General features: G+C 35.1%; 21 protein-coding genes and 1 tRNA gene. 12 read left to right on the forward strand and 10 right to left on the reverse strand.

Annotated elements, in window-relative coordinates; genetic code table 11:
- Positions 1 to 140 precede the first annotated feature (140 nt).
- Together ACMHJ2_RS03730 and ACMHJ2_RS03735 are read right to left on the reverse strand one after the other, a co-directional pair.
- Positions 141 to 1004 (reverse strand): RNA polymerase sigma factor RpoD/SigA, encoded by an 864-nt coding sequence (locus ACMHJ2_RS03730; protein WP_002987652.1) that lies wholly within the window; start codon positions 1002 to 1004, stop codon positions 141 to 143.
- 187 nt (positions 1005 to 1191) lie between these two features.
- Entirely contained in the window at positions 1192 to 2577 is a 1386-nt protein-coding gene (locus ACMHJ2_RS03735) for an NAD(P)-binding domain-containing protein (protein WP_413511617.1), read from the reverse strand.
- A gap of 397 nt (positions 2578 to 2974) precedes the next feature.
- Between ACMHJ2_RS03735 and ACMHJ2_RS03740 the strand changes: the two genes are divergently transcribed.
- On the forward strand, positions 2975 to 3268 hold the full coding sequence (locus tag ACMHJ2_RS03740; RefSeq protein ID WP_413511618.1) for a hypothetical protein: 294 nt from the start codon (positions 2975 to 2977) through the stop codon (positions 3266 to 3268).
- A 30-nt stretch (positions 3269 to 3298) separates the two neighbouring features.
- Here ACMHJ2_RS03740 and ACMHJ2_RS03745 read toward each other — a convergent pair whose 3' ends face one another.
- The 4 genes from ACMHJ2_RS03745 to ACMHJ2_RS03760 all read right to left on the reverse strand — a co-directional run bounded on the left by ACMHJ2_RS03745 (position 3299) and on the right by ACMHJ2_RS03760 (position 7684).
- Entirely contained in the window at positions 3299 to 4240 is a 942-nt protein-coding gene (locus ACMHJ2_RS03745; RefSeq protein WP_413511619.1) for a ketopantoate reductase family protein, read from the reverse strand.
- A gap of 224 nt (positions 4241 to 4464) precedes the next feature.
- Positions 4465 to 6645: a polyribonucleotide nucleotidyltransferase gene (locus ACMHJ2_RS03750; RefSeq protein WP_413511620.1), complete on the reverse strand. Its 2181-nt coding sequence runs from the start codon at positions 6643 to 6645 to the stop codon at positions 4465 to 4467.
- 169 nt (positions 6646 to 6814) lie between these two features.
- Positions 6815 to 7084 carry a 30S ribosomal protein S15 gene (rpsO, locus tag ACMHJ2_RS03755; protein ID WP_413511621.1) on the reverse strand — a complete coding sequence of 90 codons (270 nt, stop codon included), beginning with the start codon at positions 7082 to 7084 and terminating at the stop codon, positions 6815 to 6817.
- Positions 7085 to 7222: 138 nt separating this feature from the next.
- The gene (locus ACMHJ2_RS03760; RefSeq protein ID WP_413511622.1) at positions 7223 to 7684 is read right to left on the reverse strand and encodes a GAF domain-containing protein; all 462 of its coding nucleotides are present in this window, start codon (positions 7682 to 7684) and stop codon (positions 7223 to 7225) included.
- Between the two features lie 128 nt (positions 7685 to 7812).
- On the opposite strand from ACMHJ2_RS03760, the gene ACMHJ2_RS03765 reads away from it, so the two are divergent.
- The 3 genes from ACMHJ2_RS03765 to ACMHJ2_RS03775 all read left to right on the forward strand — a co-directional run bounded on the left by ACMHJ2_RS03765 (position 7813) and on the right by ACMHJ2_RS03775 (position 11005).
- On the forward strand, positions 7813 to 8322 hold the full coding sequence (locus tag ACMHJ2_RS03765) for an HYC_CC_PP family protein (protein WP_413511623.1): 510 nt from the start codon (positions 7813 to 7815) through the stop codon (positions 8320 to 8322).
- 82 nt (positions 8323 to 8404) lie between these two features.
- Positions 8405 to 10648, forward strand: a complete 2244-nt coding sequence (locus ACMHJ2_RS03770) for a TonB-dependent receptor (RefSeq protein WP_413511624.1) — start codon at positions 8405 to 8407, stop codon at positions 10646 to 10648.
- A 21-nt stretch (positions 10649 to 10669) separates the two neighbouring features.
- Positions 10670 to 11005, forward strand: coding sequence for a heavy-metal-associated domain-containing protein (locus tag ACMHJ2_RS03775; protein ID WP_413511625.1), 336 nt, complete (start codon positions 10670 to 10672; stop codon positions 11003 to 11005).
- Positions 11006 to 11324: 319 nt separating this feature from the next.
- Here the strand turns inward: ACMHJ2_RS03775 and ACMHJ2_RS03780 are convergent.
- Together ACMHJ2_RS03780 and ACMHJ2_RS03785 are read right to left on the reverse strand one after the other, a co-directional pair.
- Positions 11325 to 11398: transfer RNA gene (locus ACMHJ2_RS03780), tRNA-Arg, on the reverse strand.
- Positions 11399 to 11408: 10 nt separating this feature from the next.
- Positions 11409 to 11861 carry a GatB/YqeY domain-containing protein gene (locus ACMHJ2_RS03785; protein ID WP_413511626.1) on the reverse strand — a complete coding sequence of 151 codons (453 nt, stop codon included), beginning with the start codon at positions 11859 to 11861 and terminating at the stop codon, positions 11409 to 11411.
- 309 nt (positions 11862 to 12170) lie between these two features.
- Between ACMHJ2_RS03785 and ACMHJ2_RS03790 the strand changes: the two genes are divergently transcribed.
- From ACMHJ2_RS03790 to ACMHJ2_RS03825, 8 genes are all read left to right on the forward strand, one after another.
- A complete protein-coding gene (locus ACMHJ2_RS03790) occupies positions 12171 to 13022 on the forward strand; it encodes a helix-turn-helix domain-containing protein (RefSeq protein ID WP_413511627.1) in 852 nt (283 codons plus the stop codon).
- 284 nt (positions 13023 to 13306) lie between these two features.
- A complete protein-coding gene (locus ACMHJ2_RS03795) occupies positions 13307 to 13867 on the forward strand; it encodes a hypothetical protein (protein ID WP_413511628.1) in 561 nt (186 codons plus the stop codon).
- Between the two features lie 557 nt (positions 13868 to 14424).
- Complete coding sequence (locus tag ACMHJ2_RS03800) at positions 14425 to 14985, forward strand: hypothetical protein (RefSeq protein ID WP_413511629.1); 561 nt, start codon at positions 14425 to 14427, stop codon at positions 14983 to 14985.
- A gap of 194 nt (positions 14986 to 15179) precedes the next feature.
- Complete coding sequence (locus ACMHJ2_RS03805; protein WP_413511630.1) at positions 15180 to 15692, forward strand: hypothetical protein; 513 nt, start codon at positions 15180 to 15182, stop codon at positions 15690 to 15692.
- 8 nt (positions 15693 to 15700) lie between these two features.
- Positions 15701 to 16234 carry a hypothetical protein gene (locus ACMHJ2_RS03810; protein WP_413511631.1) on the forward strand — a complete coding sequence of 178 codons (534 nt, stop codon included), beginning with the start codon at positions 15701 to 15703 and terminating at the stop codon, positions 16232 to 16234.
- An 18-nt stretch (positions 16235 to 16252) separates the two neighbouring features.
- Complete coding sequence (locus tag ACMHJ2_RS03815; protein ID WP_413511632.1) at positions 16253 to 17044, forward strand: hypothetical protein; 792 nt, start codon at positions 16253 to 16255, stop codon at positions 17042 to 17044.
- Positions 17041 to 18063, forward strand: a complete 1023-nt coding sequence (locus tag ACMHJ2_RS03820; RefSeq protein ID WP_413511633.1) for a hypothetical protein — start codon at positions 17041 to 17043, stop codon at positions 18061 to 18063. The genes ACMHJ2_RS03815 and ACMHJ2_RS03820 overlap by 4 nt, the downstream gene beginning before the upstream one ends.
- Positions 18063 to 20792 carry a hypothetical protein gene (locus tag ACMHJ2_RS03825; protein ID WP_413511634.1) on the forward strand — a complete coding sequence of 910 codons (2730 nt, stop codon included), beginning with the start codon at positions 18063 to 18065 and terminating at the stop codon, positions 20790 to 20792. Before ACMHJ2_RS03820 ends, ACMHJ2_RS03825 begins: the two co-directional genes overlap by 1 nt.
- Before the next feature lie 89 nt (positions 20793 to 20881).
- Here the strand turns inward: ACMHJ2_RS03825 and ACMHJ2_RS03830 are convergent, their stop codons facing one another.
- Both ACMHJ2_RS03830 and ACMHJ2_RS03835 read right to left on the reverse strand, forming a co-directional pair.
- Positions 20882 to 21580, reverse strand: a complete 699-nt coding sequence (locus ACMHJ2_RS03830) for a hypothetical protein (RefSeq protein WP_413511635.1) — start codon at positions 21578 to 21580, stop codon at positions 20882 to 20884.
- A 2-nt stretch (positions 21581 to 21582) separates the two neighbouring features.
- A complete protein-coding gene (locus tag ACMHJ2_RS03835) occupies positions 21583 to 22431 on the reverse strand; it encodes a hypothetical protein (protein ID WP_413511636.1) in 849 nt (282 codons plus the stop codon).
- Positions 22432 to 22605: the final 174 nt, after the last annotated feature.

Below are 22605 nucleotides of genomic sequence, written 5' to 3' on the forward strand. Positions count from 1 at the left end.
AAAACTCATCCCCAAGATTTAAGAGGAATTCAAGTTTAGTACTACAACAAGTGGATTATTCTTCCTTCAACAACAAAATACAATCCCCTAAAAAAGGGTCAAACAAAAAGCGCCACTATAAATAGTAGCGCTTTGTATTTTTATCCTAAATACGTTTTCAGTATTTTACTTCTTGATGTGTGTTTTAGACGACGGATTGCTTTTTCTTTAATTTGACGGACACGTTCTCTTGTCAGGTCAAAAGTTTCTCCTATTTCTTCTAAAGTCATTGGGTGTTGATCTCCTAAACCGAAGTACAAGCGAACTACATCAGCCTCACGAGGCGTAAGTGTTTCCAATGCTCTTTCAATTTCTGTACGCAAGGATTCGTGAATTAATTCACGATCTGGATTTGGTGATTCTCCTGAACGCAATACGTCGTATAGGTTAGAATCTTCTCCTTCCACTAAAGGAGCATCCATAGACAAATGACGTCCAGAGTTTTTCATACTCTCTTTTACATCATTTACAGTCATATCCAACTCTACTGCAATCTCTTCTGCTGAAGGTGGACGTTCATTAGACTGTTCTAAAAGAGCGTACATTTTATTAATTTTATTGATTGAACCAATTTTGTTCAAAGGTAAACGCACAATTCTCGATTGTTCAGCCAAAGCAGATAATATAGATTGTCTAATCCACCAAACTGCGTAAGAAATAAATTTAAATCCACGAGTTTCATCAAAACGTTGTGCTGCTTTGATTAAACCTAAATTTCCTTCATTAATTAAATCGGGAAGCGTCAACCCTTGGTTTTGGTATTGTTTAGCTACTGAAACCACGAATCTTAAGTTAGCTTTAGTTAATTTCTCCAAAGCTCTTTGATCACCTGCTTTAATTCGCTGTGCTAATTCTACCTCTTCATCTGCAGTAATCAAATCTACTTTACCAATCTCTTGCAAATACTTATCTAATGAAGCGGTTTCACGATTCGTAACTTGCTTGGTAATTTTAAGTTGTCTCATATTATTTTACTCCTTATTTATCTTTGTTCCTATGGTATATACTAGTTATACGTATTCCAACCTCAAAAGGTTACAATATTTTCAAATATTTTTTTTTTGTGCCTAAAAAAAAGGTAAAAGCCTCAAAAAACAAGGTTTTCAAGGCTTTTAAAAAAGTGTATTTTTACTTTATCTTTTTGGTAATCAATTAATAGTAATTGATTTTACTTAGTTCTTTTTCATTTACTTCCTCTTCTTCTAAATAGCGCTCTAAACTATCATCCAATTCTTTCATCCAAACGGTATGATGTTCTTCTGCAGTTACCTGAGTCATCACCGAAGTATACACTTGATCTCGATACGTCAGGATATCTACTTCTTTTGAATCCAAATACTTTTTGAACATTTCCCCTACTTGATCAATATTAAACGTCGGATAATCCGTCATATTGATTAAATCTTTAATGTAAGCCGTCTGAAAATCCACTTGTTCATTACTTGTGGTTGTTTTTTCTTCTGCTTTTAGCCATTTTGCAATATCCTTTTCACGATCTGCTTTTGTAGGAAGTGCAAGTCGGCCTAACATATAATCTCTTGCAAACCACGCTTGGGCATCAAACATATTAAATGTATAATACTGGTCTTGCATTCCCAAGAAGATTAAGCGTTCATTTTTATTAAACACCACACCTTTATATAAATTGTCTGGATACAAACAGTTTTTCGTTTTTAGACGCAAATTATCTGGCAAGAAAGGGAATTTATGCTGATAGCCCGTACACAATACAACGGCATCAAATTCCTTTGATGTTCCGTCTTTAAAAAAGGCTTTATTCTCTTCAAAATGGGTAACAATTGTCTTTTCTTCTACTCCTTTTGGCCATTTTACGCCAATTGGGTTGGTTCGATAGGATATAGTAACGGATTTACTTCCATGTTTAAAACACTGAACTCCGATATCTTCTGCGGAATAACTACTTCCAATTAACAAAATATCCTTATCGATAAACTGGTCTGCTCCACGGAAGTCATGGGCGTGCATTACGGTTCCTGGAAAGTTATCAATCCCTTTAAAAAAGGGCATATTCGGGGTAGAGAAGTGTCCTGTACCCAACACTAAATAGTCAAAAAACTCTTCAAAGGTTTCATTTTTAACCAGATCATCAAAAACAACTCTAAATTGCTTTTTATCTTCCAAGTAATCCACCCAACGAGCAACGGTATTAAACTTGATGTAATTTCTCGCATTACTTTGCTTGATACGACCTTCAATATAATCGAAAAGCGCCTCTCTTGGTGGATAGGATGAAAGCGGTTGTTTAAAGTGATCCATAAAGGTATAATCGGCGAACTCTAAACACTCTTTAGGTCCGTTTGACCAAAGATATTTATACATACTCCCATGCAAAGGTTCTCCGTACTTTCCAACACCTGTACGCCAAGTGTAATTCCACATTCCACCCCAATTTTCTTGTTTTTCATAACATTTAATCTCCGGAATGGAATTTCCCTTTTTCTGTTCTGATTCGAAAGCTCTTAACATAGCAAGTCCACTCGGACCTGCTCCAATAATTCCTACTTTAAAATTAGTCATTATACGATACTATTTTTAGGCCCAAAATCTCTTGCGATATGGGCGAATTAATAAACGATACTTTGGTTTTTATCAAAGAAAGACTCTTGTAAAAGACGCCTTACAGACACTCTTGTTTGAGTGATTTGATAGGTCATACCGTGTACAACCTACTTTAGAGGAGAACCACAAAAGGTCCTTGCTAAATTAAAGAAAAAATATTTTCTTATAAACTATCTGCCCGTTCTAAATCGAAACTAGAAAATCAATTTATGGGCTATTCTTCAAATATACGCCTTTTTGGGTACATAACCAAACTCATTCTGTTTTAACTATCTAAAAATCAGTATTTAAATCCTATAAACAAGCCCCCTGTCTTACCAAAAAAAGCTATCTTTAGAGGATCAAAACAGAAACTATGAATCCATCGAATAAATTACTTTTAACCTTAAAAAGCGTTTCTTTTGCCTGTGTTTTATTTGTATTAAGCTTTATGCTTCTTTCGCGTTTTGGAGCAAATGGAATATATACGTATACCCTCCTTGGTGCCATGTATGAGATACTCTGGCTTCCTTTAGTTGTTGCTTTATTTGGCTTACCTCTTGTTTGGTTTGTGTTAGTCTATAAGAAAAAGGTAAGTTGGAAACAACTTAGCATACCAACTATTTTATTACTAGGTACTTCGTTATATCTTCTTTTGTTTTTTCCATAAAAAAAGCAGTTTTTCAACTGCTTTACTTCTTTACACTACGGTATAATTTCCTTGTTTTTGCTTTAAAATCGCATACATCTTTTGGTAGGTTGGAACTTCTAGTTGCAATCGCATACCTTCTCGAATTAAGTAACCTGCCATTACTTCAAGTTCAGTTTCTGGTTTATTACTTAAAAAATCACTGTGCATGGATGTTGTTGAATCGAAGGGAATGGCTTCTAAACGCTGCATTACTACCGCAACGATATCCTGTGGTAAATCTACCTTTTTTGCAATTGCAATTGCACTAGCTTCAGCAACCAAACTTCGAATAACAGTCGTATACTCACTCCTAATTATTCCAAAGGAACAATTGTAGAATGTCGTCGCGACCGCTGATGCAGCAACTAAGATATACTTTTCCCAAACTTCTCTTGCTATTTCTGGTGTACAAGAGGCCTGGATTCCCGCTGCTTTTAAGAGATTTTCAACTTGCAACATCTTAGGTGTAGTTCCCTCTGCCCGTCCAAAAACTACTTTTTGTCTTCCACTAGGATTATCTATCACTCCTGCTTCTTTTAACCGAGAAACCATATAGGTACAACCTTGCCACACCTCAGCCTCTAATTCTTTATTTAGTTTTTCAAAAGCCTCTACGCCATTCAATAAAGGGATAATAACCGTATTTTTAGACACGATAGGCTTTAAATCAGCAATTACTCGATCCAAATCATATTCTTTCGTACAAAGTAGTATAAAATCTATGCCTGTCAAATCGCATACTGCATTCACAACTGTTGTTGGTTTTCCTACAATAGCAGTCTCTTTAGAGAGAACGGTTATTCCATCCTTTTTTATTTTCTCTCCGTGTGCCCCTCTCGCTACAAAATGGATATCTACCGATGAATCCTTTTCATACTGATGGGCTAATAAGCCGCCATAAAAACCGCCTACTCCTCCTAGACCAATGATTCCTATATTTATTGTATTCATTTATTTCGTATTTGTATTGATTTTTAAAGATACTCAAAAATGCTAAAATTGAGATGTGGAAGTGTAGATGGATAAGTAAGAGATTTATCTGCTTCCGATCTAGCCTATCCAGGCTTTTTTCATTGATTCCAACTTTGGTGAGAAATCCGTTAAAACCCGCTATACTAATTGCTCAAAACAAAAAAAACACCTCATTAGAGGTGTTTTATATCGTTCAAAAAGAATTATTTATTCTCTTCTATTTTTGTTTCTTGAGTTCCTTCTGGTTTAGTACCTTCTGGCTTATTCTCTCTCGGTGGACGAGGTAAAAGTGCCTTTCTAGAAACTTTTGGTTTTTTCGTTTTCGGATCAATACCTAAGTATTTCACTTCTAATTCATCTCCAATTTTCAATACATCTCCAGGGTTTTCAATGCGTTTCCAATCAAATTCTGATACGTGAAGTAAAGTTTCTTTACCTGGAACAAATTCTACAACCGCTCCAAAATCTAGCATTTTTACAACTTTCACGTTATAAACTTCTCCTTCTACTGGAGAGAAGATTGTATTGCTAATAGAAGCTAAAGCTTTATCCATACCTGCAGGGTCTGTACCCAATACTTCGATGATACCAAAGTTCCCTTCTTCGTTAATAACGATAGTAGTACCTGTTTCAGCTTGAAGTGCTTGAATATTTTTCCCACCTGGTCCGATAACTGCACCGATAAACTCTTTAGGAATTGTAACGGTAACAATTTTTGGTGCTTTTGGTTTCACTGTTACATTTGGAACAGCAATTGTTTCTTCTAATAATCCAAGAATATGCAAACGACCATCAAGCGCTTGTTTTAAAGCTTGCTCCATGATTTCGTATGACAACCCTTCGATTTTAATATCCATTTGACATGCCGTGATACCATCTCTTGTACCCGTAACTTTAAAGTCCATATCTCCTAAATGATCTTCATCACCTAAGATATCAGACAATACAGCCCAACGTCCCGTTTTTGCATCAGAGATTAATCCCATGGCAATACCAGAAACTGGTTTTTCAAGTTGAATACCTGCATCCATCAAGGCTAATGTACCAGCACAAACTGTTGCCATAGAAGACGAACCGTTTGATTCTAATACCTCAGACACTAAACGAATGGTATACGGACAATCCGCAGGAATCATGTTTTTCAACGCACGTTGTGCTAAGTTACCATGTCCTACCTCTCTACGTGAAGTACCTCTTAATGGTTTTGCTTCACCTGTTGAGAATGGAGGGAAATTATAATGTAAATAGAATTTATATTCTCCTTGTTCACTTGGTAAATCAATAATATTTGCATCTCTAGAAGTACCTAAAGTTACCGTTGCTAACGCTTGCGTTTCACCACGTGTAAAAATAGCTGATCCATGAACAGAAGGCAAGTAATCTACTTCACTCCAAATTGGGCGGATTTCAGTAGTTTTACGACCATCTAAACGAATATTTTGATCTAAAATAAGATTTCTTACCGCTTCTTTTTGCGTCTTTTTGAAATACGTGCTGATTAATTCTGCTTTTACAGCTAAATCTTCTTCAGAGAATAATGCTTTTACCTCGTCATACACTTCAGCAAATTTCTCACCACGCTCCCCTTTTGCACTCGCATGAGAAGCAATATCATACAATTTAGCATAAGCTGCATCGTAAACTATTTTTTCAATCTCAGCATCAGTTGGTTCTGACTCGTACTCACGGAAAGTAAGTCCAAGTGCAGCGCGCATTCTTTCTTGTGCTTCAACTTGTAATTTAATAGCTTCGTGTGCAAACTTGATTGCATCAATCATTTCTTGCTCAGAAATTTCTTTCATCTCTCCTTCAACCATACATACAGAGTCTTTAGAAGCACCGATCATCATATCAAGATCAGAAGCATCTAACTGTACTTTAGAAGGGTTGATAATAAACTGTCCATCCACACGAGCAACTCTTACCTCAGAAATCGAATTATAAAAAGGGATATCTGATACGGCTAATGCTGCAGAAGCTGCTAAACCAGCTAAAGCATCAGGCATTACGTTTTCGTCATGAGACATTAACTGAATCATCACTTGTGTTTCTGCGTGATAATCATCTGGAAATAAAGGGCGCAAACAACGGTCTACAAGACGCATTGTCAACACTTCTTGATCACTAGGACGAGCCTCACGTTTAAAAAAGCCTCCTGGAAAACGTCCAGCAGCAGCGAATTTTTCTCTGTAATCTACAGTTAAAGGAAGGAAATCGATACCAGCATTGGCAGTTCTCGCAGAAACAGCTGTAGCTAATAGCATACAATCTCCCATGCGAACAACTACAGATCCATCTGCTTGTTTGGCCAATTTTCCTGTTTCGATCGAGATACTTCTTCCATCTCCTAGATCGATAATTTCTTTGGTTACCTTAGGAATCATAATATTTAATACTTTAGGGTTTCTGTCTCTCCGAAGAGAGACGTAAAATGTGTTGTGTGTGTTGTGTTGTGTGTTGTGTAGTATATGAAACCCAATGAAAAACCAGATTTAACTCTGCTAAAGGCAAAAAAACAAAAAGAGGCGCGCAGGCACCTCTTTCCTATATTGATTATTTTCTAATACCCAATACTTTAATGATCTCACGATATCTGTTAATCTCAGTTTTCTTTAAGTAGTCAAGAAGTCTTCTTCTTTTACCTACTAAAAGAACTAATGAACGCTCCGTGTTATAATCTTTACGATTTTTTTTCAAGTGCTCAGTTAAGTGAGAGATTCTGTAAGTAAACAAAGCAATTTGTCCTTCAGCAGATCCTGTGTTTGCAGCTTGTCCTCCATGTTGTTCGAAGATCTCAGCTTTTTTTTCTTTTGTCAAATACATGCCAATATTATTTAATGATTTTTATGTACGAATTCTAGTGTTCTAAAATTCAATTGCAAAGTTACCTTTATTTTTGACATCTCCATCACAGTTTTATCTTTTTTTTAAAAAAATAACAACCTTCTAACCAACAACCTTTTAAAAACACAAGGAAGCAATTGCTTCATTCAATGTTTCTAAGAATTTTTGATCTTCTTTGGAGAAAGCATTTAGGGTATGTGAATCAATATCAATTTGTCCTATATTCTTTCCGTCAACAAATAAAGGTACTACAATTTCAGCTTTTACAGTTAGGCTACAAGCAATATAATTAGTTTGCGCTCTTACATCTTCTACCAAAAACGTTTGATTGCTTTCGGCTACTTGCCCACAAATTCCCTTTCCAAATGGAATAATCGTATGATCTGTCACTTCTCCTTTATAAGGGCCTAAATGCAAAAGGCGTTTTTCGGCATCTGCAAAATAAAATCCAACCCAATCGTAATGAGCTACTCGCTCTTCTAATAGGTTGCAAATGGCCTGTAATTTTTCTGTTACACTCGCTTCTCCAGCTAGTATGTACTTTGCTTCTTCTAAAAGTATTGAATATGAAGTCTGCATGTCTCGTTATTTTAGTCAACCAAAGGTACACTTTCACTTGTAGGCATTTTTTCTTTTTTTGCTCGTTTATTTTGAACAAAAAACTTTAGGCTATCTCTAAATAGTGCTTTTTTTCTTATTTTTGTTCCATGCTAAACAAACGACTCGTCAGTATTGGGTTTCTTTTGATCTTTCTATTTTCAAACATAGGATGGTCAATGAGCGTACATTACTGTCAAGGCGAGGCCCATTACAGTCCATTGCGTTATGCACATACCCATCAAGATACGAAAGATACGGGATGCACAATGGAGCAAGAAAAGGAACTCGAAATGGAGCAGGAAGCACAACAGGAGGAGAAAGCTTGTTGTTCTACAAAAACGGCTGTTGAAAAACCAATCGAGAAATTCAAAAACAAGAAATTCGAAGATAAGAAATGTTGTCAAAATGAATTGATTAAGTCCAATCCTTCGGACCACAATATTCAACCTGTTTATGCCCAACATTTCGAATTCATCCTTCCAGATTATAACTGGACAGACTTCTCAACTTATATCCTAGATTTCCCTATTCGCAAACAGGAAATTTTAGCGTACTACATGGAGGCGAATGCTCCTCCACTCTATCAATTGTATTGCCGACTTGTCCTTTACGCGTAATTTTTGTTTATACCTTGTTGATTGGATCTATGTACTGTAGATCTATGTATACCAATTTTGTATTAACTATTACACGTAAAAAATGATTAAAAATATAGTCACCCTTGCCATTTTTGCATGGGGTACTTCTAGCTACGCGCAACACAATGTTACGGGGCAAATTGTTGACGAAACGCATTCACCAATCGTTGGAGCCTCCGTCTTTTATGCCAATCAGTCAATAGGTGTTACCACAGACCTACAAGGTAACTTTACCTTGCCATTTATCGAAAACGAACCACTTACCCTCTCTTACCTTGGGTATAAAACCCAATATTTAAATCCGCAAGCGAATCAATCCTATCACCTTGTTCTACAACCGGAGGATTCCTTAAATGAGGTAATCATCAATACCAAGCAACGCAATACTACGCGTTCTCTAAAGGGAACAACGAATAGTTTTACGATGAATAGTGGAGAGTTATTAAAGGCTGCTTGTTGTAATATCTCAGAGGCTTTTGAAACCAACCCATCGATTGACGTTAATTATACCGATGCCATAACGGGAACCAAACAAATTAAAATGTTGGGATTAACGAGTCCTTATATTTTAATTGCTGAAGAAAATATACCTGCTGTTCGTGGTGCTTCTCAAATATATGGGTTGACTTTTACACCAGGCACTTGGGTAGAAAGTATTCAGGTAACCAAAGGAGCAGGAACCGTAATCAATGGGTATGAAAGTATTTCAGGCCAATTAAATACAGAATTAATTAAACCCGCATCAGATCGTCCCTTTTTCTTAAATCTATATGGTTCTTCAGACGAGCGTTTTGAAGCGAATGTACACGGAAACTACCGCGTCAACGACAAATGGAGTTCCTCTCTTTTTATTCATGGAAACTTGAGAACAGGTGATCACGATAAAAATCACGATGGTTTTTTGGATATGCCTAAAGGAGAGCAAATCAACGTCATGAACCGCTGGCAATATATCAATCCTGAAACGGGCATAATTAGCTTTCTTACGGCGCGCTACATGAAAGATAACAAAGTAGCCGGACAGGTTGATTTTGACAAAAAGAAAGACAAAGGTTCACCTGTGATTTGGGGTTCTGAAATCAATACAGAAAAGGTAGATCTATCTACTAAGTTAGGCTATGTATTTCCGGACTTACCGTTTCAAAGCGCAGGCTTACAAGTAGCCTATAATTACCATAAACAAGACTCTTACTTTGGCTTAAATCTATACGATATCAAGCAAAATAGTTTGTACTCTAATCTTGTTTTCAACTCGATTATAAATAATACACTTCACAAATTCACAACGGGAATTAGTTTCACGATGGATCAATATACCGAACAAGTTTTTGTTCCTGGTATTGATGGAAACTTCAACCGAACGGACAATGCTTTGGGTGCCTTCTATGAGTACACCTATGACAATACCACAGACTTTAGCATCGTAGCGGGTATGCGTATTGATTACCACAATCGCATGGGAGCCTTTGCAACACCGCGTTTACATTTGCGTTACAATCCATGGGAGAATGGGGTTTTACGTGCTTCTGTTGGCAGAGGAAAACGCATTGCTAATATCTTTGCAGAAAATCAAATTTTCTTTGCAACGAATCGCTTTTTCCAAATTGAGGGTAACAACGGAAAAACCTACAATCTTGATCCAGAGATTGCCTGGAACTATGGCTTAAGTTTTACTCAAAACTTTCACTTTATTGGAAGAAAAGGGGATGTTACCTTTGATTTCTATCGAACCGACTTTGAAAATCAAATTGTTGTTGATGCAGATTACGACGCGCATCAATTAGTATTCTACAACTTAGATGGCAAATCATACGCCAATAGTTTTCAAGTGGAAGTCAACTATAACTTAGCGCGAAATCTAAACTTGCGTTCTGCTTATAAATACTATGATATTGCCACAGAGCAAAAAACTGGTAAATTTGAAAAAGCATATCAACCGAAACACCGCTTATTTGCGAATTTAGAATATACAACCAATGAGCAAGAGAATGGTGCGCATTGGAAATTTGACTTCACCTACAATTGGTTGAGTAAACAACGTATTACTTCTACGCAACAGTATGCGGTTGACCATCAAATGAAAGCTTCATCCAATCCGTATGCGTTGATGAATTTTCAGATTACAAAGGTTTTTTCTCCGCGTTTTGAGTTTTATTTAGGTGGAGAAAATATTGGAAATTACAAACAACGCCATCCAATTGTTAGCGCAAACAATCCTTTTGATGCAGATTTTGATACGTCTATGGTTTATGCCCCTATTGCGGGAGCGATGTATTATGCTGGATTGCGATTTAAAATTGATTAATTAACTCAAACTCTTACAAGTATGAAAAAAATATTTTTTAGCCTAGGGATTACCCTATTGACAACAGCTTCTCTTTTTGCACAAGAAAAAGAACAACCTAAACAGGTAATTGATGTAAAAGGCCAATGTGAAATGTGTAAAAAGCGAATCGAAAAAGCAGCTTTAGAAGTAAAAGGAGTTCGCTCTGTGGATTGGTCTATAGCGGATAAGCAGATGACTGTTTATTTAAATCCTAAAAAAACAACAGGGAAAGAAGTTCAAGAAGCCGTTGCAAAAGCAGGTCATGATACAGAAGCTATCAAAGCAACTGATACAGCTTATAATGGTTTACACAGCTGCTGCAAATACGAAAGATAAGTATACAAAAAAAGCACTAACTAGCGATTAGTGCTTTTTTTTTCAAACAACAATATGCTATTTTGTAGCCAAACTCACAAACTACAAAACATCTTTTTCTTTTTCATAGCATTTCTCCCTATCTTTTCATCAAACACCAAAAAACATTTATAGAAAAAACAAATAGAATACATGTCTTTTATAGCCTTCTTTATTTAATACCAAAAGTAAGGAGTCTAAGTATCACAAAATATGATTTTTATCACTTTTAAAAAAAGGAAGTAAAAAAATATTTTTTTCATAAAAAAAGCACGTATGAAAATTCATACGTGCTTTTTTGCGTCCGCGGAGGGGTTCGAACCCCCAACCCTCAGAGCCGAAATCTGATATTCTATCCAATTGAACTACGCGGACCTCCTAAAATTTATTTTGTCAATAGTGTTTTCACAACTGTTGAAATTGTTTTTCCATCTGCTTTTCCAGCTAATTCTTTTGAAGCAATTCCCATTACTTGTCCCATAGCAGCCATTCCTGCATGGTTTCCATCTGCAATAATTTTAGCAATAATCGCTTCAACTTCTTCAGTAGATAATTGCTCTGGCAAAAATTGCTCAATAACTGCAACTTGTGCCAATTCAGGCTCAACTAAATCCATTCTATTTTGTTCTGCAAAAATAGCAGCACTGTCTTTGCGTTGTTTAACTAATTTTTGCAAAATTTTAATTTCTTCCTCCTCATTAATCTCTTCCTTAGAACCTGATTGAGTTTGTGCTAATAACAATTCAGCTTTAATTGCTCTTAATGCTTCTAAAGCTATACTATCTTTTGATTTCATGGCGCTTTTCATCGCATCCATTATTTTAACTTGTAAACTCATCTCTTTTTAATTTGGTTTTGCAAAGATATAAAAAAGCGATAAACACAAGGCACTTTCCCCTCTTTTACTTTTATAAAAAAAAAGTGAAATTTCCGTGATATTCATCACTAATAGCTTCTGTTTTTAGCCATATCTTTTTATATTTACTTCTATAATTGGTATATTTTTTATAAATACTTATACTTATAAACTAATTCTCCGTAACATGAATTCGAAATACCCAAAAAAAACAAGTGCGTTAGCTGCTTTTAAAACAGATTTTTCAGTCTTTACACCCTAAATCTATTTATAAACCCAATTTTCCCCTTTATGTTATCATCTATCGAACTAAAATCAGTCTATGGATTTGATGCTGGCACAGCAACTTATCTAACTCAAAATGACAGTCTTTTTGAACAACACAAAGATGTCTATCAAATCCTCTGGTTACAAAAAGGAAAAGTAACCGTTATTCGGTCAACAACAAAAAAAGTCCTCACAGAAGGTGACTGTTTATTTCTGGGCAAAAACGAACTATTCAGATTAACCGCAGACGAAAGCTATTCTTTGTGTTTTATCCAATTTACAGATAACTTTTATTGCCGCACGGAAGTGGACCGTCATTTTTTAGACAAATGCTTCTTTTTTGACAACACGAATGGTATCAATTCAATTACCTTAAAACCCGAACAAATAACTTTTGCTAAATATTACTTTGTTTCTTTATTCAAAATGAAAGCGAAGCCATATAATAATCTAAACTATATGACAGCTCATAATGTCGTAGAGCGCATATTACTCTTTATCATGGCTTGTCATATTAATACCTATGTAGAGTTTAATAAAGAAAAACTGACGCCTTCTCAACTGAAAAATGTAATCAAATTTAATGAACTTATTCGAATTCACATTCGCAAAGAACGGAATGTACAATTTTATGCCGATCACATGCAAGTTACTATTTCAAAGCTTACTGAAATTAGCAAAGAGATTTATGGGACAACACCAAAAAAAATCATTGCAAGTGCTGTAGTGAATGAAATAAAGCTACTCTTAAAACATACCTCTTTAACAATAAAGGAAATTGCGTATGAGTTAAATTTTGAAGATACCAGTAACTTTACTCGCTTTTTTATTGCTGCAACAGGCTTAAGTCCTAAAGAATATCGGGAGCATTTGTAAACCTTATCGTTTATTTTATTCACAAACAATCACCTAATAGCAACATAAAAACATAAAACAAGGGATTTAGCCCTTTTCCTTTCCGCTAAATCCTTTTTTTGTACACATAAAGCAACATATACCCTTTTTAAACTTGTTAAAATCGTTTTTTTATAGTTTTTTTAGCTTTTTACTCGCAAAATGACAATTTATTCCTGAGAATTGACCTTTATTTAGAAGCTCAGCTACTATACTTTTGTCCCACCAAAATAAGTAACGAAAAAACTTAAAAAAATAACCCAAAAATGAAAACAACCTTCAAATTAGCAGTAGTAGCCGCTTTATCTTTTATCAGTATAACATCATTTGCTCAAGAAGTAAATAAAAAAAGTTCAAGCACTACCAATTTAAACGTTAATTTGTCAGACGTCTATGAATTGAACGTTACAAATGCAACTGTAACGATTCCAATGAATACCGTTGAACAATTCCAAAAAGGAAGTAGCACAGGTGAATTAAAAAATCACTTAGAAGTTACAGCTACTCAAAAATATGAGATTAAAGTGATCGCTAGTAGTGATCTAAACAACAGTGGAGTTTCTATCCCGGTAAACACCGTAGAGGTAAGAATTAAAGGCAATACTAATTTAGCAGAAGGAGCAGCACCAACTAATTTTACAGCTTCTCACAATGTAGCACAATTAGCAACAACTGAAAGTTCTCCTTTAATTACAACTTCTACAGGAACTGCAAAAATGGGATACGCCGTTGAGTATGCTATTCCGGCAAGTCAAACTGCAGCTTATACAGATAAAAAAGAAGGAACGTATACAACTACAGTAACTTACAATCTATACGCACTATAATACTATAAAAAAGCATACCTAATTTAATCTACTGTTGTTCTTTTTACAACAGTAGATTTTTGTTTATCCTTCTTTTCATCTTTTTTTTATAACGTTTTTTTGTTATCCATCCCTTTTGATGCTTAACATTCGACCATATTCCGTATTTGGATACCCTTTATGGATCATTTCTACTAGGATTCTTCAAAGATTCTTCAAAGATTCTTCAAAGATTCTTCGATAGACAGCCGGAAAATCGCGATTTCTTCGAAGAACCTTCGAACCATTATCCTCGAACGACTGACTTAGAACCATCGTATTCTAGTTCTTGGGTAGTCCCATGCAAAAATCAAGGAAGAAATATAAAAGCAACAACCTTATTAAATCTTGTTTTGTGAATATATTGCAACATATACAAGGTTTAAACTTCTCAAAATTCGATTTTTCTTACTATTTATCTATTTTTACACTAAAAATGACAACTCTTTGATGAGAATTGACCTTTTCCTAGAAGTTCTGCTACTATACATTTGTCCTGTCAAAATAAGTAACTATAAACTTTAAAAAATAACCCAAAAATGAAAACAACCTTCAAATTAGCAGTAGTAGCCGCATTATCTTTTATCAGTATAACATCATTTGCTCAAGAAGTAAATAAAAAAGGTTCAAGCACTACCAATTTAAACGTTAATTTGTCAGACATCTATGAATTGAACGTTACAAATGCAACTGTAACGATTCCAATGAATACCGTTGAACAATTCCAAAAAGGAAGTAGTACAGGTGAATTAAAAAATCACTTAGAAGTTACAGCTACTCAAAAATATGAAATCAAAGTGATCGCTAGTAGTGATCTAAACAACAGTGGAGTTTCTATCCCGGTAAACACCGTAGAGGTAAGAATTAAAGGCAATACTAATTTAGCAGAAGGAGCAGCACCAACTAATTTTACAGCTTCTCACAATGTAGCACAATTAGCAACAACTGAAAGTTCTCCTTTAATTACAACTTCTACAGGAACTGCAAAAATGGGATACGCCGTTGAGTATGCTATTCCGGCAAGTCAAACTGCAGCTTATACAGATAAAAAAGAAGGAACGTATACAACTACAGTAACTTACAATCTATACGCTTTATAATACCAAAAACGCATTCATCCCAAATCTACTGTTGTTTGCCTATAATAGTAGATTTTTTTGTTATTGTCTTTACTTAAATAAATAAAAAAGGGATGCAAATGCATTTTTTTAGCACCTCCACTACTAAAAAACAGTTGATTTGTCGCAAATCATTCGCTTTTTTTGCGTAAATTTAACCTAGATAAATTGAAAAAATGCGAAAATTACTACCCCTTATTTTGCTATTGTTTAGTTTTGTCCTGGCTGCACAAAATACAGCTCAAAGTAATCTTAATGTTATTTTGAAGCCGATTCAATCGATAAAAATTAATGATCAGCAACAACAAATTAATTTATCATTTGAAACGGTTGACGACTATACAAAAGGTAAAATTAGTGATCAAGCAGATCACATCGAAATTATGAGCAGTGGAACCTATGAGGTTCGCGTTGTAGCTAATGCTCCTCTAACGCATCAATCGGATCAAATTAAAGTAGAAAATATTGCGCTAAATCCTAGTTTAGGGCGTATTGGAGAATATAGAGAAAACATTGCCTTACTCCCTGTTTCACTTTCCATGCGCGAAAAAAACATGATTCGCTCCAGTGTAGGTGATGTCAAAAGAACTTATAATGTGTCCTACAAGATGAATACATCTGAGGAACTATTAAATAAACCTGCAGGTACTTATAGTACCATCATAACATATACAATCCTATCTTTGTAAAAATAAACGTGCTTAAAAAAACACTATTTATACTTATTTTGTTACTATCGTCTTATTCACTCTTTGCACAAATTGGCTCGACGAAAGCCAAAATTGTTTTAAATTTTAGAGAACAGCAGTCGTTAGTTATCAATCACCCTTCTGTTGAATTGAGTCTCAACAGAGGGACAGAATATGCCAGAGGTAAAGAGACAGGTATTTTAAAAAATCATCTTGTGATTCAGTGCTCAACACCTTATGAATTGTCGGTGCGAACAATCAATGCCTATTTCCAATATGAAGCAGCGCTATCGACTTTGCCCGTATCGATTATTCGCGTTAGACCAAGTATTGCAACTTCCACTTCGTTGGATTTCCCGTTGCAATTACAGACTGTCGATCTAACTGTAAACCCACAAATTATTCTTCAATCTAATAATAAAGGAAACAGTCAATATGTGGACATTAATTATACCATTCCCATTGAGAATATCAATTATATATTGAATCAAAAAGCTGGAAATTATCAAACAACTGTGGTTTATACCTTACTACCCCATTAATTAACCCCCTTATTTACAATGAAAAAAACACTGATTCTATTCTTCTTATTTATTTCATTAGCTTCATTTGCACAAGCAGGACTATCGATTTCTCCTGGGAAAATGTATTTCCAAAATACAGCAGGTACAGTAGCTTCTCAAAAAGTACGTATAGCAAATCCAAATGACAAAGCAGTAGAAGTAGGCGTTTCCTTGGGAGATTGGAATTACGACAACAAAGGAAGTAATGCTATTGCAGAAATGAATACTTTATCCAATTCAGCAGCGACCTGGATTCAAGTATTACCTAATTCATATTTTGTGATTGAATCCAATGAAGTCAAAGAAGTAGAAGTAATCTTAAATGTACCACACAATCTTTCAGAAGACGTTCCCGTACATACTTCTATGATTTTCTTTACCCAATTAAATCCGGGCAATGCAGTAGATGAAAATGGAGCCGCTATAAAAGTAACCGTTCGAATGGGATTAAAAATATATCACGCTAATCCAAGCAACACCGAATCTGTCGAAATTGTAGACCTAGAACCAGGTAAATCGGCAGAAGGAAACCGAGCGATTGATGTATCTTTTCAAAATAATGGGTTATTGTGGAGTGATGGAAAAATCACAGCTACCTTATTTGATCAACAAACAGGCAATAAAAAAACATTACATACACTTGATTTTTACAGTTTGCCCAACGACCTGAGAAAACATTCTTTTCCTTTACCTCAAGACCTAAAACCAGGCACTTATACTTTTATTGTACAATTATCCTATGGTAAGGATAATACAATAAAAGTAGCCGAACTTGATTTTACGCTATGAAATTGACACTTAGACTACTTTTGATTTTTGTACTTTTAGTCTCACATACTATTTATGCGCAATACGACTTAAATGTATATGAAGGCGGGCAATCTGTTTTTAATTCGTACAACGAGCTAAAAGCTGGAAAAACAGAAGAACGACAAATTTCAGTTCAATTCAGAAGAAATCATGGGACGTCATCCCCGGCCAAGTGGAAAATTACGGTTCGTTTGTTGGATGATTATTATGCAGAGAACTATAGGGTCCCAGCGGAAACATCTGCGTTGAGTATCAACAGACAAAGTGGGAATTTTAATCAATTAGCTCTTAGTAATACAGGAAGGGATTTACCATTGAGTAAATTTCAAGAAAACACAATTGTCGAAAGTACGACTCCATTACCTGAAGGCAATTATTACACCTTAGCCTTCGATTTAACTATTCGCGGAGGTGTGCACCTATTAACCATTCCCAATAATATCTACCGCAATACCTACGAATTTTCACTTTACGACACTTCTTCAGGAAGAGAAACTTTGTTAGCCCGAAAAACATCAGCACCTGGTGCGGCAAGATTTCAGCTCAATTATGTAGGAAATCACGGAGATCAATTGGCTGAATTGCGCAATGGGGCTAATGAATTTATCTTTAACTTTGACTCTCCTGAAGAGCTACTTAGAGGTAAAACAATTACAATTAATAACGCCTTGTACATACGCAGTTATCAAGGACATCAGGTACTAGTTAGAACGGCGGATAATATGATGTACAATTCAACCCTGTCTCATAGTCTTCCTGTTTCAATCCTAAAATTAAAAGCAACTCTACATCAAATTGAAGGGGGCAATGCCACAGATGTCAGCTTATTTGGCCCCTTAGCTTTGTCAGCGCAAGAGCAGGCATTGGCTTCTTTTCCGAGATGGAGTCAATCCATGTCATATAACCTTGAACTCACTATTCTACCTAATCAACGAGAGTTGCAACAAGCCAGCGGAAGATATGAAACTTATTTATATTTTATAATTGTTCCTAATTAATGATCAAAAAAATTTTCCTCTTTCTTTTCTTTTGTTCGCAGTTAGCACTATTTGCACAAGGTTCACCTATTTTTTTAAAATTTACAACCAGTGATGTTCAAGCAGATGAGATGGGTTATTTCTCTTCAACTATTGAAATATCCAATCTTAGTCAATCCGAATGGACGGGGAAATTAGCTATTGAAGGGAACAACAAAGCGATTCGCATCTCTAGTTCAACAACCAAGTTGATTCGATTAAGTCCCGGGCAAAAAACATATGTTCCAGTTATTGCAAATGTAGATCAAACAAGTGCCATAGACATGGAATTTGCCTTAAAAGCCCTATTGACAGAAAAAACGGATCAATCTGTTCAAGTGGCTGAACAAGCTATTTTCATTCAAAAAAACAGAAAAGTCTTCCTTTTAAATTTAGAAAATCAAATTCAATTTCAACAAGTTGGAGATAGTATATTTTTAAGAGCCTTAATTCAGAATAAAGGCAATACAGCCGAAAATTTGCATTATGTGATCACCTTTCCTAATCAACTAAATAAACAACGTACTTTAACCTTACATCTTCCTATTCAACCTCAAAAAGATACGTTAGTATCAATTAAACAGTTTATTACAAAAGAAGCCTTCAAATTAGAAGATTTTGACATTAGCGCAACTTTACTCTATGAAAATGGAGATTTTATTGCGCGTACCAATTATACAGTCAGTTCCTTAAAATCAAAACGCAAATATAGATCCGAACATGCGCTTACTGATGCTTACTATCACAACAATACCGTTGAACTGAATAGAATAATGGGTAATAATGTACTAGAAGCAACGCAATTAATTGGTTCTACGACCATCCAATTTTCCGAAAACACTAAATTAGGGCTAACGGGGGATTTAATTTATTGGGACAATGAGAAAAAGGTAAACTTGCGTCATTTTCTAGCCGATTTTCAAACAGAAAATATGCAAATCCAAGCAGGAAATATTTTCCAATCTGGCGAATTCTCATTGCAAGGAAGGGGTATTCAAACAACAATTAAAATTCAAGATTCCCTTTTTTTACAAGCGGGATATTTAGATAAAACCTACCTTATTACGGATGCTAATGATCGCTCTATTGGTTACAATACGTGGATTGGTTTTCAGTCGAACAAACACCATTGGAAGCAATCCCAATTTTATTATGATTTAAACCATCGATACAAGGAAAAGAAAAATTTATGGTATAATTCTTTTTCTTTATGGAATAAACCTTCTTTTCAGCTTGATTTAAATCAGGGGGCTTCTCTATTACATACAGACGAAACGAATCATTTTGGGGCTTTTTTGGGCATAAATGCTTATGCTACATTACAAAAGTATCAAATACAGCACAGCAGCTTTTATAGCAGTCCTTATTATGCAGGTATCCGACAAGGTGTATCTCAGGTTTCTACCAATGTAAGGCGAAATTTCAACAAACACACCCTAGGAATCGTACAAAACTTTATTCACTATGCACCCAAATACAGTTATACCAACTATTACAACTCCAAACAACAAAGCAATACAATTGGCTTAAGCTACTCATATCGAATGCAATCAAGTAGTTTATCGATTAGCCCCCAATTTGTCAATGAACAGCGCTACAACTATCACACGTTTACGATGGATAACCTAAATGCTATTCGCTTAACGAGTTTATTTACTAAAAGTAACTTCATTAAGAATTTTGGGTATAATCTTTCGGTTGATTTAGGGAATTACATCACACAGACGGAGCTCAATGAAAATCTACATTATAGAATTAATGTGGGCTTAAACTATAAAAGCATTGATTTGGGTTTGAGCTATCAATATAATTATAGTAATTTAAGTGAGCTCATCAATGTTTCTTATTTTAATCTACAAGAGGTAAATACCTACACGAATTTAATGTTAATGGGGAATTTCAAACGACGTTTTTTCAATAATCAATTGGGCGTTGTTATGAATGCATATTACAGCAATACTTCAACAAGTGGGGATTTATGGCAGTTCAATACGCGCATAGAATACAAGCTCAAAAAAGACTTTGACCTTTATGTTAGCAATTACAATACGTATGGTGGTTTTTCTTCCGCAAATAAAACGAACTATATACAAATTGGCGTAATTAAACAATTACTGCCTTACAAAGTGTATGAAAAAGCATATAATTTAAAAGTCTATGTTTATTATCAAGATGAAGATCAACAAATAGTGCCTGCGAGTAACCGAATTGTAATTATAAACAACAAATCCTTTGTAACCACCAACGAAGGGATGATTGAATATAAAAAATTACCCGAAAATACGTATACCCTACAGGTTCAAAACGATAAAAATTGGTTTGCAACTCCCACTAAAATTGAGCTAACCTCATCCAGTACTTCCATTATTTATTTAAAACAAACCACGACTATTACTGGTATTATTCAATATGAATATTCAGAAAATGCCTTTGCTGTAAGTAAAAACCTTTCAGGTCAACGCATAACGGCCCAAAGTAATTTGGGAGAGATTCATACAACTTATACAGCTGATGATGGTCGATACGCCTTCTACTTGCCCAAAGGAGAATACACGATTACCGTATATCCTGAAAATAAAAATGTTATAGAAGTACCTGAAAATTCAATCACAATCAACACGGAGATACAGCAACCTAAACAAATTAATTTTATCCTTAAAGTGAAGGATAAAGAAGTTCAGGTTAAAAAATTTAAATCTATTTCTTTCTAATACCTACTAGACAAAAAAAAGACTTCCCAATAGAAAGTCTTTTTTTGTCACTATGTCCCGTCCTAAAATAACAATAAAGTAATAGTAAATTACAGTGGATTTAGGTCGTAACCATCAGCCGTCTTATCGATAATGACCCACGCATCATCGGCTATTACTTTGATCTTATACGTAATCAAGATATTACCTCTAAAAGGTTCTTCTGTTTTGGAAATCAATTCAACCCCTCTACTTTCGTTTGCTCTGAATACATAGGAAGTAACCGTAACCCAATCACTGCTATCTACCCATTCGCTTTCGATGTAAGATAATTCAAGTATTTGGTTCGGATCCACCAAAGAGGGGTATTTGAATATTTGCAAATCCGTAGAATAATGAACGCGATAATACGGCTGTGAATTCCCATTATATTTCAAATTTAACCCCATGCCATCCCCTCGATTAACAAAAAAAGGCAGGGTATGATCCTTCCATAAATACACCTGATATAAGTATCCCCAGTCGGTTTCTTGATTGGGATCTGAATATTCTACCACAATAAACTCCTTTCCTTCTGTAGCCCCATACCAGGGTGTTTTAGCATACTCATTTCCTGTAAAATCTTTTATCGACCCTTTTTCTACAAAGGAGACAGGCGTGCTATCCGTCACGTCATAAGGTTGTGTAAATGCTAACTTTTTGATCACTTCATCGGCTAAATACTTCGCTTTTACATGGATACTATTGGGTTGGGAAAAAGAGGCAACCGATACCAATAGGGATAAAATCAATAGTTCTATTCTTTTCATAATTAATGCTGATTAGGGTAATAAATAATAAAATTCGAAGGATCATCAATCGAATGACCACCGCGTATATAAAAATTTCCATCCGTTCCTTCCATTCCAACATAATCTAATAGAATCATGGGCACATGGTTGTTATTGGCAAAGCGAATATCAGCCGAAGAAAAACCAACTTTTCTAGAATCATCCTCAGGCAAATAGGTCAATGGCGTATGGGTATGAAAAGCTGCTATTGGTAGTGCAGTTAAAGGGATTACATTATTTTCGTCTGAATTAGATTGTACACTGCCACTACCTAAACCGACAGATCCATTCGTACCGGCTCCACCTTGTGTGTATTCCCCGTATTTAACGTTTCCAAGATAAAGCATATCACTAACTTCATCATAAAAAACATAGGCTCCTGCTTCACGTCTTCCGTTTTCTTCAGATGCTGAATGCGTAGCATCGATAAAAATCTCCTTTAATTCAGCAACTACTATAGGGTCATTTAAGATTTTTTGCACATTTAAATAGTGAGGTGAATTTTGATCAACATCAACCCCGTTATTTAAATTAGCATTACCTGAAGAACCTCCATCCGTAGAATTAGGAAATGTGCTCATTGAGGCTAACATTTCTAACCACAGGTCATTAATACCTGTACCACCACCAGCTCCTGGGGGAACAATGATTATTTCGGGCAAATTGATGGGTGGTCCACCATCAATACAGTTGCCATACTCATCTTCCTTAAAGCAATCGCTTGATGTTTTGTTTGAATCCTGTTCTACCTCATTTCTACCTAAAGGATAATCTTCTTTAGAACAAGAAAAAAACAGTAAAACAGAAAGGATTAAATAAAATTTCTGCATATATAAATAGATTAAATAATAGCATTAAACTAATTTAACCTAAATGCAAATGTCAAAAAATAAAAAAACTAAACATAATCAAACAAATAAACGTATATATTAAAAATTATGTAAAAATATTCGATTAATTAACTAAAATATCCACAATTCCCTCACTTAAAACAAACTAGGTGG

Origin of the sequence: Myroides odoratus, assembly GCF_965118575.1 — a bacterium.
Classification (GTDB): domain Bacteria; phylum Bacteroidota; class Bacteroidia; order Flavobacteriales; family Flavobacteriaceae; genus Flavobacterium; species Flavobacterium odoratum_B.

Bases quoted from the DNA above. Each gene is read 5' to 3' on its own strand.
- ACMHJ2_RS03760 (WP_413511622.1), bottom strand. From the start codon at position 7,684: ATGCAGACTTCATATTCAATACTTTTAGAAGAAGCAAAGTACATACTA.
- ACMHJ2_RS03765 (WP_413511623.1), top strand. From the start codon at position 7,813: ATGCTAAACAAACGACTCGTCAGTATTGGGTTTCTTTTGATCTTTCTA.
- ACMHJ2_RS03830 (WP_413511635.1), bottom strand. From the start codon at position 21,580: ATGAAAAGAATAGAACTATTGATTTTATCCCTATTGGTATCGGTTGCC.
- ACMHJ2_RS03820 (WP_413511633.1), top strand. From the start codon at position 17,041: ATGAAATTGACACTTAGACTACTTTTGATTTTTGTACTTTTAGTCTCA.
- ACMHJ2_RS03730 (WP_002987652.1), bottom strand. From the start codon at position 1,004: ATGAGACAACTTAAAATTACCAAGCAAGTTACGAATCGTGAAACCGCT.
- ACMHJ2_RS03800 (WP_413511629.1), top strand. From the start codon at position 14,425: ATGAAAACAACCTTCAAATTAGCAGTAGTAGCCGCATTATCTTTTATC.
- ACMHJ2_RS03835 (WP_413511636.1), bottom strand. From the start codon at position 22,431: ATGCAGAAATTTTATTTAATCCTTTCTGTTTTACTGTTTTTTTCTTGT.
- ACMHJ2_RS03805 (WP_413511630.1), top strand. From the start codon at position 15,180: ATGCGAAAATTACTACCCCTTATTTTGCTATTGTTTAGTTTTGTCCTG.
- ACMHJ2_RS03785 (WP_413511626.1), bottom strand. From the start codon at position 11,861: ATGAGTTTACAAGTTAAAATAATGGATGCGATGAAAAGCGCCATGAAA.
- ACMHJ2_RS03775 (WP_413511625.1), top strand. From the start codon at position 10,670: ATGAAAAAAATATTTTTTAGCCTAGGGATTACCCTATTGACAACAGCT.
- ACMHJ2_RS03795 (WP_413511628.1), top strand. From the start codon at position 13,307: ATGAAAACAACCTTCAAATTAGCAGTAGTAGCCGCTTTATCTTTTATC.
- ACMHJ2_RS03735 (WP_413511617.1), bottom strand. From the start codon at position 2,577: ATGACTAATTTTAAAGTAGGAATTATTGGAGCAGGTCCGAGTGGACTT.
- ACMHJ2_RS03790 (WP_413511627.1), top strand. From the start codon at position 12,171: ATGTTATCATCTATCGAACTAAAATCAGTCTATGGATTTGATGCTGGC.
- ACMHJ2_RS03745 (WP_413511619.1), bottom strand. From the start codon at position 4,240: ATGAATACAATAAATATAGGAATCATTGGTCTAGGAGGAGTAGGCGGT.
- rpsO (WP_413511621.1), bottom strand. From the start codon at position 7,084: ATGTATTTGACAAAAGAAAAAAAAGCTGAGATCTTCGAACAACATGGA.
- ACMHJ2_RS03825 (WP_413511634.1), top strand. From the start codon at position 18,063: ATGATCAAAAAAATTTTCCTCTTTCTTTTCTTTTGTTCGCAGTTAGCA.
- ACMHJ2_RS03815 (WP_413511632.1), top strand. From the start codon at position 16,253: ATGAAAAAAACACTGATTCTATTCTTCTTATTTATTTCATTAGCTTCA.
- ACMHJ2_RS03770 (WP_413511624.1), top strand. From the start codon at position 8,405: ATGATTAAAAATATAGTCACCCTTGCCATTTTTGCATGGGGTACTTCT.
- ACMHJ2_RS03750 (WP_413511620.1), bottom strand. From the start codon at position 6,645: ATGATTCCTAAGGTAACCAAAGAAATTATCGATCTAGGAGATGGAAGA.
- ACMHJ2_RS03740 (WP_413511618.1), top strand. From the start codon at position 2,975: ATGAATCCATCGAATAAATTACTTTTAACCTTAAAAAGCGTTTCTTTT.